12 protein-coding genes are annotated in these 14,199 nt (G+C 73.2%); 6 read left to right on the top strand and 6 right to left on the bottom strand.

Features of this window, described 5'->3' with window-relative positions:
* The first annotated feature begins 37 nt into the window (after positions 1-37).
* The 3 genes from IE244_RS16260 (at position 38) to IE244_RS16250 (ending at position 3,623) form a co-directional block, all read left to right on the top strand.
* Positions 38-1,654 (top strand): glycerol-3-phosphate dehydrogenase/oxidase, encoded by a 1,617-nt coding sequence (locus tag IE244_RS16260; RefSeq protein ID WP_191874242.1) that lies wholly within the window; start codon positions 38-40, stop codon positions 1,652-1,654.
* Positions 1,655-1,864: 210 nt separating this feature from the next.
* Entirely contained in the window at positions 1,865-2,536 is a 672-nt protein-coding gene (locus IE244_RS16255; protein WP_191874241.1) for a FadR/GntR family transcriptional regulator, read from the top strand.
* A gap of 166 nt (positions 2,537-2,702) precedes the next feature.
* Entirely contained in the window at positions 2,703-3,623 is a 921-nt protein-coding gene (locus IE244_RS16250; RefSeq protein ID WP_031162144.1) for a PAC2 family protein, read from the top strand.
* Between the two features lie 231 nt (positions 3,624-3,854).
* On the opposite strand, the gene mshC is transcribed toward IE244_RS16250, so the two are convergent.
* The 4 genes from mshC to IE244_RS16230 form a co-directional block, all read right to left on the bottom strand.
* Positions 3,855-5,084 (bottom strand): cysteine--1-D-myo-inosityl 2-amino-2-deoxy-alpha-D-glucopyranoside ligase, encoded by a 1,230-nt coding sequence (gene mshC, locus IE244_RS16245; protein ID WP_191874240.1) that lies wholly within the window; start codon positions 5,082-5,084, stop codon positions 3,855-3,857.
* Between the two features lie 102 nt (positions 5,085-5,186).
* Positions 5,187-6,014, bottom strand: a complete 828-nt coding sequence (locus IE244_RS16240; protein WP_191874239.1) for an SCO1664 family protein — start codon at positions 6,012-6,014, stop codon at positions 5,187-5,189.
* Positions 5,978-6,568: a DUF3090 domain-containing protein gene (locus IE244_RS16235; protein ID WP_191874238.1), complete on the bottom strand. Its 591-nt coding sequence runs from the start codon at positions 6,566-6,568 to the stop codon at positions 5,978-5,980. The genes IE244_RS16240 and IE244_RS16235 overlap by 37 nt, the downstream gene beginning before the upstream one ends.
* A gap of 111 nt (positions 6,569-6,679) precedes the next feature.
* Positions 6,680-7,366: a histidine phosphatase family protein gene (locus tag IE244_RS16230; protein ID WP_191874237.1), complete on the bottom strand. Its 687-nt coding sequence runs from the start codon at positions 7,364-7,366 to the stop codon at positions 6,680-6,682.
* A 62-nt stretch (positions 7,367-7,428) separates the two neighbouring features.
* Here IE244_RS16230 and corA point away from each other — a divergent pair, with 62 nt between their 5' ends.
* Positions 7,429-8,424: a magnesium/cobalt transporter CorA gene (corA, locus tag IE244_RS16225; protein ID WP_191874236.1), complete on the top strand. Its 996-nt coding sequence runs from the start codon at positions 7,429-7,431 to the stop codon at positions 8,422-8,424.
* A gap of 47 nt (positions 8,425-8,471) precedes the next feature.
* Here corA and IE244_RS16220 read toward each other — a convergent pair whose 3' ends face one another.
* Together IE244_RS16220 and IE244_RS16215 are read right to left on the bottom strand one after the other, a co-directional pair.
* Entirely contained in the window at positions 8,472-9,260 is a 789-nt protein-coding gene (locus IE244_RS16220) for a ferritin-like domain-containing protein (RefSeq protein WP_191874235.1), read from the bottom strand.
* A 245-nt stretch (positions 9,261-9,505) separates the two neighbouring features.
* Positions 9,506-10,561: an LLM class F420-dependent oxidoreductase gene (locus IE244_RS16215; protein WP_191874234.1), complete on the bottom strand. Its 1,056-nt coding sequence runs from the start codon at positions 10,559-10,561 to the stop codon at positions 9,506-9,508.
* A 194-nt stretch (positions 10,562-10,755) separates the two neighbouring features.
* Between IE244_RS16215 and IE244_RS16210 the strand changes: the two genes are divergently transcribed.
* Both IE244_RS16210 and IE244_RS16205 read left to right on the top strand, forming a co-directional pair.
* Positions 10,756-11,739, top strand: coding sequence for an aldo/keto reductase (locus IE244_RS16210; protein WP_191874233.1), 984 nt, complete (start codon positions 10,756-10,758; stop codon positions 11,737-11,739).
* On the top strand, positions 11,736-14,081 hold the full coding sequence (locus IE244_RS16205) for a helix-hairpin-helix domain-containing protein (RefSeq protein WP_191874232.1): 2,346 nt from the start codon (positions 11,736-11,738) through the stop codon (positions 14,079-14,081). The genes IE244_RS16210 and IE244_RS16205 overlap by 4 nt, the downstream gene beginning before the upstream one ends.
* Positions 14,082-14,199: the final 118 nt, after the last annotated feature.

Here is a 14,199-nt window from a genome sequence, read left to right as displayed (position 1 = left end):
GCCCCACGACAGCTCTGACGAGGAGTAAGTACCCGATATGACCAGTCAGTCCACCCTGCAGTCCGTGCCTGCCCTGGGGACGCACCCGGCCTCCGGCTCGAACCCGAGCCGGGCCGAGACCAGGGAGCAGCTCTCCAAGGCGTCGTACGACCTTCTGGTGATCGGCGGCGGCATCCTGGGCATCTCCACCGCCTGGCACGCCGCGCAGTCCGGCCTGAGGGTGGCTCTGGTCGACGCCGGCGACTTCGCCGGCGCCACCTCCTCCGCCTCCTCCAAGCTGCTCCACGGCGGTCTGCGCTACCTGCAGACCGGCGCGGTGAAGCTGGTGGCGGAGAACCACTTCGAGCGCCGTGCGGTCTCCCGCCAGGTGGCCCCCCACCTGGCGAACCCGCTCACCTTCTACCTCCCCGTGTACAAGGGCGGGCCGCACGGCGCGGCGAAGCTCGGCGCGGGCGTCTTCGCCTACTCCGCGCTCTCCGCGTTCGGTGACGGCGTCGGCCACCTGCTCTCCCCCGCCAAGGCGGCGCAGGACGTGCCCGAGCTGCGCACCGAGAACCTCAAGGCCGTGGCCGTGTACGGCGACGACCAGATGAACGACGCCCGCATGGCGCTGATGACGGTCCGCGCGGCCGTCGAGGCGGGCGCGGTCGTCCTCAACCACGCCGAGGTCACCGGCCTGCGCTTCACCAACGGCCGGGTCACCGGCGCCGACCTCAAGGACCGGACCTCCGGCGAGGAGTTCGGGGTCAACGCCCGTCTGGTGCTGAACGCGACCGGACCCTGGGTCGACCACCTGCGCAGGATGGAGGACCCGGGCGCGGCGCCGTCCATCCGCCTGTCCAAGGGCGCGCACCTGGTGCTGAAGCGCACCTCCCCCTGGAAGGCCGCGCTCGCCACCCCGATCGACAAGTACCGCATCACCTTCGCCCTCCCCTGGGAGGACATGCTGCTGCTCGGCACCACCGACGAGGAGTTCGAGGGCGACCCGGCGGACGTGTCCGTCAACGACAAGGACATAGCCCAGATCCTGGACGAGGCCGCGTTCTCCGTCCGGGACCAGCAGCTCAAGCGCGACCTGATCACCTACGCGTTCGCCGGCCTGCGGGTGCTGCCGGGCGGTCCCGGCGACACCGCCAAGGCCAAGCGCGAGACGGTGGTGACCGAGGGCAAGGGCGGCATGCTGTCCGTAGCCGGCGGCAAGTGGACCACGTTCCGGCACATCGGCCGTACGGTGATGCAGAAGCTGGAGGCGCTGCCGGGTCACCCGCTCGGCGACGACTTCGAGCCGATCTCGTCCCTGCCCAAGAAGCTGCCGCTGCCCGGCGTCGCCAACCCGCGTGCGGTCGCCCACCGCCTCCTGGTGGACCACCCGGCGCCCGGTCCGCGCATGGCCGCCGACACCGCCAAGCACCTGGCCACCCACTACGGCTCCCTGGCCTTCGACATCGCCCGCATGGCGAACGAGAACCCGGAGCTGGCCGAGCGGGTCCACCCCGACGCCCCGGAGATCTGGGCGCAGGTCGTCTGGGCCCGCGACCACGAGTGGGCCGAGACGGCGGACGACGTGCTGCGCCGCCGTACGACGCTGACCATCCGAGGCCTGGCCACGGACGAGGTCCGCGCGAAGGTGCAGGACGTGCTCGACAAGAAGTAGGCCCCGGTGCGGCCGGTCCGCCTCCCTGACCGGGACCGGCCGCACCGTGACGCCGGACCGCCGCACCGGGTCCGGACGCCCGAAAGGGGCGCCCCCGCGCCGACGGGGGCGCCCCTTTCGTCTGCCCGGAGAGCCGGGCCGTCCAGCCCGCATAATGGGGCAGAGACATCCGATGTCTGAGGCTTCGGGGCGGGCGACAGGAGGCCGGTCATGGCAGTCACCGATGAGGCGATCGAGAAGATCAAGGGCATGATCGTCTCCGGTGCGCTGCGGCCCGGGGACCGGCTGCCCAAGGAGAGCGAGCTGGCCGCCGAGCTGGGGCTGTCGCGGAACTCGCTGCGGGAGGCCGTACGGGCGCTGTCGCTGATCCGGATCCTGGATGTGCGGCAGGGCGACGGCACCTATGTCACCAGCCTCGATCCGCAACTGCTGCTGGAGGCGCTCAGCTTCGTCGTGGACTTCCACCGCGACGACACCGTGCTGGAGTTCCTGGCGGTGCGCCGGATCCTGGAACCGGCCGCGACGGCGATGGCGGCGTTCAGGATCAGCGAGCAGCAACTGGACGCGCTGTCCGCCCAGTTGGAAGCCCTCGGGGAGGAACCCTCGGTGGAGGAGCTGGTCGCCGCCGACCTGGAGTTCCATCGCGGCATCGTGGGCATCGCGGGCAACTCGGTGCTGTGCTCGCTGCTGGACGGACTGTCGGGGCCGACCACGCGGGCCCGGATCTGGCGGGGCCTCACCCAGGAGGACGCCGTCGGGCGGACCCTGCGCGAGCACCGGGCGATCCTCGCCGCGCTGCGCGACCGGGACGCGGAGGCGGCCCGCTCCTGGGCGACCGTGCACATCGCGAGCGTCGAGCAATGGCTGCGCAGCACTCTGTGAAACCCCTGTGCCGGGCGGCCCCCGCTCCCCGTTGACGCGGGGTGTTCCAGGGTGGCGAACGGGGCAGTGATGCGTTCACTCCCCCACGCAAGGGGGCTGCGGGCGCCCCCGCCGGACGCCGTAAGGTTGGTGAGTCAAGCGAGGGCACGTCGGAAGGAGGCACTGGGTGATCGAGCTGGAGGGGGTTCCCGAGCTGATCGACCCAGTCATGGTGGCCGCGTTCGAGGGCTGGAACGATGCCGGCGACGCCGCCTCCACGGCGGTCGCGCATCTGGAACGCGAGTTCAAGGGCGAGGTGTTCGCGGCGCTGGACGCCGAAGACTACTACGACTTCCAGGTGAACCGGCCCACCGTGTTCATGGACGGCGGGGTGCGCAAGATCACGTGGCCGACGACCCGGCTGTCGGTGGTCCGCGTCGGCGGCGACAAGCCGCGCGATCTGGTGCTGGTCCGCGGCATCGAACCGTCCATGCGCTGGCGCTCGTTCTGCAACGAGCTGCTCGGCTTCGCGCACGAGCTGGGCGTGGAGCTGGTGGTCATCCTGGGCGCTCTGCTCGGTGACACCCCGCACACGCGTCCGGTGCCGGTCAGCGGGGTGACGTCCGACGCGGACCTGGCGCAGCGCATGGATCTGGAGGAGACCAAGTACGAGGGCCCGACGGGCATCGTCGGCGTCCTGCAGGAGGCGTGCGCGCACGCCGGCGTCCCGGCGGTGTCCCTGTGGGCGGCCGTACCGCACTACGTCTCGCAGCCGCCCAACCCGAAGGCCACGCTGGCGCTGCTCAACCGTCTGGAGGATCTGCTGGACCTGCGGATCCCGCAGGGCGAGCTGCCGGAGGACGCGCGGGCCTGGCAGGTCGGCGTGGACCAGCTGGCCGCGGAGGACAGCGAGGTCGCCGAGTACGTCCAGACGCTGGAGGAGGCCCGGGACACCGCCGAGCTGCCGGAGGCCTCGGGCGAGGCGATCGCCCGCGAGTTCGAGCGGTATCTGCGGCGCCGGGACGTAGGCCCTCCGGGCGGTAAGCAGAGGCCTCCGGCCGGTGGCGGGGGGCCCAGGGAGGATGACGAGGACGGCTCGGAGGACTGAGGGCACGACTGCGGTACGGCGAAGGGGCGGTTCCCGTGCGGGGGACCGCCCCTTCTTTCGTCTCGGATGCGCTCCGGGGGGCCGGGACGTGCTTCTCGTCGTCGATGCGCTCCCAGAGGCCGGGACATGCCGTCGCGCGTCCGACGGCCCGTCGTGGCTCGTCGCGCCCACGCGGCGGAGCCGCATGTCCCCACAGCCCCGCGCCCCTGTCGGGCGCTTCCCCCAGGGTGCTTAGAGAGCCACCCCGAGCAGCGCGTCCACCGCCCGTGTGACCAGGCCCGGGGCGCCGGTGTCGGTGCCGCCCTCCTGCTCCTGCCGGGCCGCCCAGCGGTCCACGGCCGCGAGTGCGGCGGGGGCGTCCAGGTCGTTGGAGAGGGCCTCGCGGATCTCCTCCACCAGCGCGTCGGCGGACGGGCCGTCGGGGCGGGAGACGGCCGAACGCCAGCGGCCGAGGCGGGCCACGGCGTCCTGCAGGACCTGGTCGGTCCACTCCCAGTCGGCGCGGTAGTGGTGGGCCAGCAGCGCGAGACGGATGGCGGCCGGGTCGACGCCGTCGCGGCGCAGCTTCGAGACGAAGACCAGGTTGCCCTTGGACTTGGACATCTTCTCGCCGTGCAGGGCGACCATGCCGGCGTGGACGTAGGCCTTGGCCATGGGGAACGCGCCGGTGAGTACCTGGGCGTGCGAGGCGCCCATCTCGTGGTGCGGGAAGGCCAGGTCGGAGCCGCCGCCCTGGACGTCGAAGCCCATGCCGAGGTGGTCGAGGGCGATGGCCACGCATTCGATGTGCCAGCCGGGGCGGCCCCGGCCGAGGGTGCCGCCGTCCCAGCTGGGCTCGCCCTCACGGGCCGCCATCCACAGCATCGGGTCCAGCGGGTTCTTCTTGCCCGGGCGGTCCGGGTCGCCGCCGCGCTCGGCCGACAACAGCCGCATGGCGGCCGCGTCGAGGTTCGAGACCCTGCCGAAGTTCGGGTCGGACTCGACGGAGAAGTAGATGTCGCCCTCCAGCTCGTAGGCGGCGCCGAGGTCGCGCAGCCGCTCCACGAGCGGGACGATGCCGGGTATCGCCTCGACGGCGCCTATGTAGTGCTGGGGCGGGAGCAGCCGCAGGGCGGTCATGTCCTCGCGGAAGAGGGCCGTCTGCTGCTCGGCGAGGGCGACCCAGTCGACGCCGTCCCGCTCCGCGCGCTCCAGCAGCGGATCGTCGACGTCGGTGACGTTCTGGACGTAGTGGACCTGCCGCTTGGTGTCGAGCCACACGCGCTGAACCAGGTCGAACGCGTTGTAGGTCGCCGCGTGCCCCATGTGGGTCGCGTCGTACGGGGTGATGCCGCAGACGTAGATTCGGGCGACGGGACCGGGGTCGAGGGTGACCGGACCGCCGGTCGCGGTGTCGTGGATCCTCAGGTCGCGGCCCTGACCAGGCAGGGCGGGGACCTCGGAAGCGGGCCAGGCATGCATGTACATGAGCCTAACCGGCCACGAGCTGCGTATACGAACGGGATCGCGCTGGATGGCCGGATGGGCCCTCTTGCGTCTCGGCGCCTGATGTGCTCCCGGTGCTCATACCGGCGGCCAGGGGATGGCCGGCCACTCCCCGCCCGGCTCCGGGTGCACGGGCGTACTGAGCAGGGTGTCGACACGCGCGCGCGTGGCGTCCGTCTCGGCCGGGGTGATCAGTCCGGCCAGCCGCTCGCCCAGCGGCCCGCCGAGGGCGTCGCGCAGTCCTTCGAGGACCTCGACGGCCTCGGCGGTCAGGGGTTCCCCGGCCCAGCCCCACAGCAGGGTGCGCAGCTTGTTCTCGACGTTGAAGGTGACGCCGTGATCGATGGCGTAGAGCCGCCCGTCGGGCGTGGGCAGCAGATGGCCGCCCTTGCGGTCGGCGTTGTTGATCACCGCGTCCAGGACGGCGAGCCGCCGCAGCCGCTCGTCGTCCGCGTGCACGAGGAGCGCGGTGCGGCCCCCGCCGACGTCGGCGAGGCCGATCGCCTTCCAGCCGGGCTCCGGTTCCTCGGCGTCGACCAGGGCGAGCAGCTCCGCGTCGGCCTGGGCGTCGATCCACAGCTGGCACATGCCCTCGCCGTACGGCCCGTCGCGCAGCACGGTGGGCGGGACGAGCCCCCAGCCGGTGGCCTCGGAGACCTCGTAGGCGGCCACCTCGCGGCCGGCCAGGGTGCCGTCGGGGAAGTCCCACAGCGGCCGTTCCCCGGCCACCGGCTTGTAGATGCAGGACGCTTCCCGGCCGTCGAGGGCGACGGTGCAGAACAGCGCGGCGTTGGACGCCTCGCGGATCCGGCCGCGCACGGTCAGCTCGCCCCGCGCGAGCAGCTCGGCGGCGGCCGTGTCGGGGAGCGTCACGCCCCTCGGCGGTATCCGTTCTGGCGCGGACATACGTGTCCTTCCGGATCGAGCGGGAGGCTGCACAGCGGGCACGGCGGCCGCCCGGCGTTGACGACGTCGAGGGCGCGCTTGGCGAAGGCCCGGGCCTGCGCGCCGGTCAGCCGGACCCGCAGCATCGGGGGCCCGTTCTCCTCGTCCTGGAGCAGCCGCTCCTCGGCCTCGGCGAGGTCTTCCTCGGTGTCGGCGTCCAGCTCCACGAGAGCCTGCGCCTCCACGATCATGCGCTGTTCCTCGCCGTCCCAGGCCAGGGCCATGGTGCCGACGCGGAACTCCTCCTCGATGGGGGTCTCCAGGGGGGCGGAGTCGGCGATCTCGGAAGGCGCCACGGCGGGGACGGCGGCGCTGCCGCCACTCCGCCGCACGACCTCGTCGAGCAGTTCGTCCATGCGCTCGGCGAGCGCGGCCACCTGGGTCTTCTCCAGAGCCACGCTGGTCACCCGGGGGCCTGCGGTGGCCTGGAGGAAGAACGTACGGCGCCCGGGCAGTCCGACCGTGCCGGCCACGAAGCGGTCCGGCGGGTCGTAGAGGAACACCTGACGGGACACGTCCTGTCTCCATTGAGAGTGAGAGGGGGGAGAGGGTTCGGGGGTTGCAGCGGTGCGGACCGGTGCGGAGGGGCGAGTGTGTGGATCGCTTCACCCTACTGCGGCCGACGATCACGGTGCGCCCGCACCACCCCCGACCGGTGCGTCGCCCTCACCAGGTTCCTCGCGGGGGGCGAGCGAAGCGAAATCCCCGGTGTCCCCGAGGCGAACGAGGAACGGCCGCAGACGGGTGTAGCGGATCGCGGTGACGGAACACGGCTCCACGGAGATCCGCTGGAAGAGATCGAGGTGGAGGCCGAGGGCGTCGGCGACCAGGGACTTGATGATGTCACCGTGGGAGCACATGAGGTAGACGGCGTCGGCGCCGTGGTCGCGCTCCACGCGCGCGTTCCACTCGCGTACGGCCTCGGCGGCGCGGGTCTGCATGGCGCGCATGGACTCGCCGCCGGGGAAAGCGGCGGCCGACGGGTGGGCCTGGACGACCTCCATCAGCGGCTCGTCCTTCAGCTCGGCCAGCTTGCGGCCGGACCAGTCGCCGTAGTGGCACTCCCCGATCCGCTCGTCGGTGTGGGCGCGCAGGCCCGGGCGGGCCTCAAGCAGCGGCCGTACCGTCTCCTGGCAGCGCTGCAGGGGACTGGTGACGACCTCGGAGAGCGGCAGGGCGGCGAGCCGTCCGGGCAGCGCGGCGGCCTGGGCCGCGCCGCGCTCGTCCAGGGCGACGCCCGGCGTCCAGCCGGCGAGCATCCCGGAAGTGTTGGCGGTGGAACGTCCGTGCCTGACGAGGATCAGCGTGGGCATGCGGCCCAGGGTAGGCGTATCAGCGCCTGCACCAGTGACCGGCCGAAGGGAGAATGTGCTCCGTGATCGTCGACTGTGCGATTTACCGGCATGGGCACCGCACCGAGGGCCCGGAGGACCTGTCCGACGCGCTCAGCGAGGCGCGGGCGGCCGGCGGGTTCGTCTGGATCGGTCTGCACGAGCCGTCCGAGCGGGAGTTCGGACTGGTCACGCAGGAGTTCGGGCTGCATCCGCTGGCGGTCGAGGACGCCCTCAAGGCGCACCAGCGGCCCAAGCTGGAGGTGTACGACGACTCGCTGTTCATGGTGCTGAAGCCGGTCGTGTACGAGCCGGAGGGCGACACCGTCTCGACCGGCGAGATCATGGTCTTCATCGGCGACTGCTTCGTGGTCACCGTTCGCCATGGCGAGGGCTCTCCGCTGGCCGCCGTGCGGCGCCGGCTGGAGGAGGAGCCGGAGATGCTCGACAAGGGCCCGACCGCCGTGCTGTACGCGGTCTGCGACGCTGTCGTCGACCACTATCTGGAGGTGGCGACGGAGCTGGGCACCGATCTGGAGGAGCTGGAGGCGGAGGTGTTCCGCCCGGATGGCGGCGGCTCGCGGGGCACCGCGTCCCGGATCTACGGATTCAAACGGCAGATCCTGGAGTTCCGCCGGGCCACCGGCCCGTTGGCGCTGCCCCTGAGCCGGCTGGCGGGCACGGGGCAGACCGGTGGCGGGGTGCCGTTCGTGCGCGACAAGGCACGCCCGTTCTTCCGGGACGTGGGAGACCACCTGACGCGCGTGAACGAGTCCGTGGAAGCCCTTGACCGGCTGGTGTCGGACGTCCTGTCGGCGCATCTGGCGCAGATCAGCGTGCGGCAGAACGACGACATGCGGAAGATCTCGGCGTGGGCGGCGATGGCCGCGGTCCCCACGATGATCGCGGGAATCTACGGCATGAACTTCGACCACATGCCGGAGCTGCACTGGCTGTGGTCGTATCCGGCGGTGATCCTCGTGATGGCCGCCCTGGAGGTGCTGCTGTACCGGCTGTTCAAGCGGCGCGACTGGCTGTGAGGCCCTTTCACGGGTTCAGGGCTCACGCGGGCACGGGTCCACGGGGCTCAGGCGAACTCGTGGGCGGGGGTGGCGGGACCGCCGAGGGCGTCGCGGCGGCGGGGCATGCGGAGGCCGACCATGCGCCGCCAGCCGCCGAGGCGCTCATAGGCGTACACCGCGTGGATACCGGCCGCGAGCAGGGCGCACTTCGCCCCGGACCAGCCCAGGATGCGGCCCATGCGGGCCATGACGGCGAGGCTGACGTCCCGGTGGACGCGGATCTCGGCGAGGGCGCACGCGCGCAGGGTGCGCTGGATCAGCCGGCCGTGCCCGGCGGCGGCGAACCGCAGCAGTTCCTCGTGGGTGTAGGCGAGGTGGTTGTCCTCGTCGTGGGAGATCACGCGTACGGCCCTGCCGATGCCGGGGTGGTCGGCGAAGTGCCGCAGGAGCACCAGCATCTGGTCGGCGGCGCGCTGTTCGGTGACCCGGCTGTGCGCGAGGTAGACGACGATGTCCTCCGCGGTGAGCGGTTCGTCGCGCCGGAGCCTGTCGTGGGCGAGACCGATGCCGTGCCGCTCCAGGAGCATCGTGTAGTCGGTCTCGGGCGGTACGGCGACGGGGGTGAGCCCGCGCTTCTTCAGCAGGGCGGTGAAGATGCGTCCATGCTTGTCCTCGTCGGCGCCGTGGCGGGCGATCTTCGGGGCGAGCGCGCGTTCGCTCTGCGGGACCAACGCGGCGATCCGCCCGTTCTCCCAGCCGCCCTGGGACTCCCCGCCGGCGGCTATGGAACAGAAGAGCCGGAACGACTCGTCGTTGTCGAGGATCTCCTGGAACACACTCCTGGCCGACACCATGGACGCCACCTCTCCGCACGCTTCCCGGCATTCCGCAGCATTCCGCAAAGAAGAAGTCAAATGCGGGCGGAAAGGAGACGCAACACGGGTGTCGAAAGCATCGGCCGAACGGGTCGGCCGGCTCGGCCGTACGAGGGAAAGAAGGAGCGCCGGGGTCGTAACCGCGCGGCGCCCGCCGCGTTGTAACCGGTGACGGCCGTGGCGGGGAAGACCCCCCGAGCCCCCACCACGGCCGCTGAACTCCCCTACGCCAGACCGGCGCGCTCCAGGGCCTCGCTGCCGGCCCGCAGGGAGGCGATCCGCTCCTCCAGCGTGAAGCCTGCCGGGGCCAGGCTGAGCGTGGTGACACCGGCGGCGGCGTAGGCCTTCATCCGGTCGGCGATCCGGTCCACGGACCCCAGCAGCGTCGTCTTGTCGATGAGGTCCTGCGGGATCGCGGCCGCGGCGGCCTGCTTGTCGCCGGCCAGGTACTTCTGCTGGATCTCGGCGGCTTCCTTCTCGTAGCCCATGCGCTGGGCGAGCTGGTTGTAGAAGTTCTGCTTGGCGCTGCCCATGCCGCCGACGTACAGCGCGGTGTAGGGGCGGAAGGTGTCCGCGAGGCGGGCCACGTCCTTGTCGTCGCCGACGGCCAGCGGCAGGGTCGGGCACACGTCGAACCCGTCGAGGGTCTTGCCCGCCTTCTCGCGGCCCGCGCGCAGGTACTTCAGGGTGGTGTCCTCAAGGTGGTCGGCGGCGGGGAAGATCAGCAGGGCGCCGTCGGCGATCTCGCCGGTCTGCTCCAGGTTCTTCGGGCCGATCGCGGCGATGTACAGCGGGATGTGCTCGCGCTGCGGGTGCACGGTCAGCTTGATCGGCTTGCCCGGGCCGCCGGGCAGCGGCAGCGTCCAGTGCGCGCCCTCGTACGTGAGCCGCTCCCGCGTCATGGCCCTGCGCACGATCTCCACGTACTCACGGGTGCGGGCCAGCGGCTTGTCGAACTTGACGCCGTACCAGCCCTCGGAGACCTGCGGCCCGGAGACGCCGAGGCCGAGCCGGAAGCGGCCGCCGGAGAGGGAGTCCAGGGTGGCCGCCGTCATCGCGGTCATCGCGGGCTGGCGGGCCGGGATCTGGAAGATGGCCGAGCCGACGTCGATGCGCTCGGTCTGCGCGGCGACCCAGGACAGGACCGTCGCCGCGTCGGAGCCGTACGCCTCGGCGGCCCAGCACACGGAGAAGCCCAGCCGGTCGGCCTCCTGCGCCACGGCCAGATTGTCGCCGTCCATTCCGGCACCCCAGTAGCCGAGGTTGATCCCGAGCTGCATGCGCGCATCCCCTTACCCGTGAGTAACGTCCCTGTGGGGGTGACCTTAGCGCGGGGATGAGGGTCGGGTCAGTATCCGCGCGGCCGCGCGAGCGGAACCCGCCCCCGGCCGCCCGCGGCACAGGGCACCGGGCAGCCGGCCCCGTTATCCACAGGCAACCCACCGCACCGGTTCTGGCCAGTAATCTCGCCCGCATGGAGCAGAGGCATCTCGGCCGTACCGGCCTGCGCGTGTCCCGGATCGGACTCGGCACCCTCACCTGGGGCCGGGACACCGACGAGCACGACGCCGCGGACATGCTGAAGGCGTTCTGGGAAGCCGGCGGAAGCCTCGTCGACACCGCGGACGTCTACGGCGACGGGGAGGCGGAGTATCTGCTCGGGCGGCTGATGGAGGGCCTGGTGCCGCGCCGGGACCTGGTGATCTCCACCAAGGCGGGCAGCGTGCCCGACCCGGACCGCCGCTTCGACGGCTCCCGTGGCCATCTGCTCGCCGCGCTCGACGCCTCCCTGGCCCGCCTGGGCACGGACCACGTCGACGTGTGGCACGTCCACGCCTACGACCCCGACACCCCGCTGGAGGAGACGCTCCAGGCCCTCGACATAGCGGTGAGCAGCGGCCGCGCCCGCTACGCCGGCGTCTCCAACTTCTGCGGCTGGCAGCTCGCCAAGGCCGCCACCTGGCAGCTCGCGGCGCCCGGCACCCGCACCCGGCTGGCCAGCACGCAGTTGGAGTACTCGCTGCTGCAGCGGGGCGTGGAGCGGGAGGTGCTGCCCGCCGCGCTGGACCTCGGCGTGGGTCTGCTGCCCTCCTCCCCGCTCGGCCGGGGGGTCCTGACCGGCAAGTACCGGCACACCACTCCCCCGGACTCGCGCGGCGCCTCCGAGCACCTGGCCCCGTTCGTGGAGCCGTACCTGGACGACACGGCGACCCGCATCGTGGACGCGGTGACGACCGCCGCCGACGGGCTCGCCGTCACCCCGCTGCAGGTCGCCCTCGCCTGGGTCCGGGACCGGCCCGGCGTGGCCGCACCGATCGTCGGCGCGCGCACCGCGCAGCAGCTCACGGCGGCATTGTCAGTGGAGGCCCTTAGTCTTCCTGACGAGATCTGCCGGGCGCTGGACGATGTGTCGGCGCCCGTGCACCGCTATCCCGATCACGACTGGAGCACGCTGTGAGCACGGAGCCGGAGACCACGGAGGACGCCGGGCCGGGGACGCCGGACACACCCGGGACCCCGGACCGGGACACCGCGCCCGAGGAAGGCCGTGCCACCGGCCCCGGCGGCGAAGGCGGGGGCACGGACGGCGTGAGCGGGACCGCAGACACGGACGGTGACGGCGGCGCCGAGGGTGGCGAGGCGGACGGCGACAGCAGCGCGGAGGGCGGCCAGGGCACCGGCGGCGCCAGGGGTGGCGACGGCACCGACGGAAGCGGTGTCGGAGGCTCGCGCGACGGGAGCGGTGACGGCGGAGACGCGGACGGCCAGGGCGAGGACGCGGCCCGGTTGTCCGAGGCGGAGGCCGAGTTGGCCGCGCAGCGGCTGGAGCGGGAGCGGATCGAGCGGCGCAAGGCCGAGAAGACCGGCCCGATCCGGAGCGGCACGAAGCTCAGCGGCAAGGCGGCCGACCTGCTCGCGGCGGTGCGGGCCGTGGAGAGCGGCGAGAAACCGGTGACCACGGCCTTCGCCGAGCCCGCGCCGGCGCCGCGCCGCCCGGCGCCGGAGCCCGTCCGCCGGCCGCAGCCCGAGCCCGCCCCGGCCGTCGCCGCGACCGCCGCCCCGGCGCCGGAGTCCGTGGAGCGCGTCCGCCGGGTGCTGGCCGAGGGCGGTGCACCCGAGGCCCTGGCCGCGCAGGTGGCCGCGGCGCTCGGCGAGGGCGCCGACGCGGCACTGCGCGAGGATCCCTGGCAGTTGCTGCGGATCAGCGGTGTACGGCCCGACCAGGCCGACGGCTTCGCACGCGCGCTGCTCGGCGCCGCCTGCGGCCCGGGCGACGAGCGGCGCGGCCGTGCGGTCACGGTGTGGCTGCTGGAGCAGGCGGCGCTGGCCGGGCACACCGCGCTGGACCTGCCCGCGCTCATCGCGGCGCTCGGCCGGCAGAGCGTGCCGGACCCGGACGCGGCGGTGCAGGACACGCTCGCGGAGGGCGAGGCCCTGGCGTTCCAGGACGCCCTGGAGGAGCAGCCGGGAGTCGCCGCACCCCCGGCGGCGGAGGAGGAAGAGGGCGAGCAGGAGCGGCCGGTCCGCGTCCTCGTCGGCCTGGAGCGGTACGCGCTGGCCGAGGAGAGCCTCGCCGACGGTCTGGCCCGGCTGGTCAACTCGTTGTCCAAGGAGACCGAGCAGGCCTGGCGGACGGCCGCCGACGCGGTGTCCGGCGGGGCCGCCGAGCTGGTACGCGCGGTCGCCGGGCACGGGGTGGTGCTGCACACCGGCGGGGAGGCGGCCCGCGCCGAGCCGGCCGCGCTGCTCGCCGCCGCGCGTACGGCGGGCCTGCGGGTGTTCGGCGTCTGCCACACGCCCGACGGACGCCGCCGCTTCGCCGCGCTGCCGGGCGGCGAGGCGGCGGAGCAGGGCGTGGGCACGGTTGCCGGTCTGCTGTCCGGCGCCGAGGGACCGGGCCGCGACGCGGACGGCGCGCTGGAGCTGGACCTGCTGATCGTGCTGGACGCCCCGCAGCTCGACGTGGAGAGCGCCGCGATGCTGGTGGAGTCGCTGCCCGACGGGGCCCGGCTGCTGCTCAGCGGTGACCCTGCGGTGCTGTGGTCGGCCGGTCCGGGGCGGGTTTTCGCCGACCTGCTCGCCGCCCGCGTCTGCCCGCAGATCGCCTCCCGTGTCCCCGACCCGGGCCCGATCGGCGAGCTGGTCTCCGGCATCGGCATCGGCGAGCTGAACCAGGTCGCCGCCCCCGGCAAGGAGATCGTCATCGTCCCGGTGCGGGACCCGGGCGAGGCCGTGCACCGCACGGTCCAGCTGGTCGCGGACTCGGTGCCGCGGGCGATCGGCGTCCCGGCCGACCAGACGGTGGTGATCACGCCGGGGCACGGCGGCGCCGCGGGCACCCGTGCCCTCAACTCCGCTCTGAAGGAACGCCTGAACCCCGGTCCGGGCCGCTTCGGCGGCTTCGACCCCGGCGACCGGATCGCCTACTCCCCCGCTCCGGGCCGCACGGTGCCGGGCGTGGTCGTGCACGCCGACGCGGAGGGGCTGCACCTGACGTGCGCGGGGGCCCCGGTCGTCGTGCCGCGCGAGCGGGTGGAGGGCGCCGTACGGCACGGCTGGGCGCTGACCGCGCACCAGGCGGTGGGCACCCGCTGGCCGGCGGCGGTCGTGGTGCTGCCCGGCGACGCGGCGCAGGCGCTCAGCAGACCCTGGGTGTACACGGCGTTCGGCCGGGCGGAGCGGCACCTGTCCGTGGTCCACGGGGTGGAACAGGCCCTGCCGAAGGCGGTGGCGGAAGCCCCGGCCAAGCCCCGGACGACCCGCTTGCAGACGCTGCTGCGCACGCAGGTGCCGGCGTAGCTCTCCGCAGCCCGCCGACCAGCCACGTGCGCCAGCTCCGCCAGGGCGGCGCTCGGCCACGACGGCGGAATCCGGCGGTGCCGTACCGGGCTCAGGCCCCGCGGCGCCGCCGGGCTCC

The organism is Streptomyces filipinensis (assembly GCF_014649495.1).
GTDB lineage: Bacteria > Actinomycetota > Actinomycetes > Streptomycetales > Streptomycetaceae > Streptomyces > Streptomyces filipinensis.
The sequence above is the reverse complement of the archived record's forward strand: the minus strand, read 5'-3'. Positions and strand labels throughout refer to the sequence as shown.